The sequence below is a fragment of the Clostridium boliviensis genome, assembly GCF_033342255.1.
In the GTDB taxonomy this organism is placed as follows: Bacteria; Bacillota; Clostridia; order Lachnospirales; family Lachnospiraceae; genus Lacrimispora; species Lacrimispora boliviensis.
In genome coordinates, this window is sequence record NZ_JAWONS010000202.1 from 1 (window position 1) to 412 (window position 412).

The window sequence follows — 412 nt, forward strand, 5'->3', positions numbered from 1 at the left end:
AGGAAAGTTTTCCACCTACGTAAAGCGACTGATCGCGATGGACCGCGCCCTAAACGGAAATTGGGCAGCAGCCAAACCAACCGATAATGACCGGGAAGAAGCCGCCACTATGGAACTGGAAGAGGATGAATTGGACTTAGATGATTTGGACGACGAATTTGTGGACTGAGGCGAAACGGCGGTAGAGACCGCCGTCGTCCGGGGGATCGGCTCCCCGGACCTGAATGAGCCAGCCGAATGATTTGAGGAGGGTAGGGAGAATGGAAAAGATTATCCTTGTCCGGGACCATTTCCGGTCCCCGTCTGGAAGGGAATACCGAGTGGTTATCAAGGAAAGGGAGGTTTCCGAAGGGGAGAAGTGCTTTCAGGTGGAAATTTACCTTCCAATTACCCGAGTTGAAAAAAGGATGTG

1 other RNA gene is annotated in these 412 nt (G+C 52.2%); it reads left to right on the plus strand.

Annotated elements, in window-relative coordinates:
* The first annotated feature begins 168 nt into the window (after positions 1 to 168).
* Positions 169 to 239, plus strand: an RNA gene (locus RZO55_RS12485) — hammerhead ribozyme type II.
* Positions 240 to 412 lie beyond the last annotated feature (173 nt).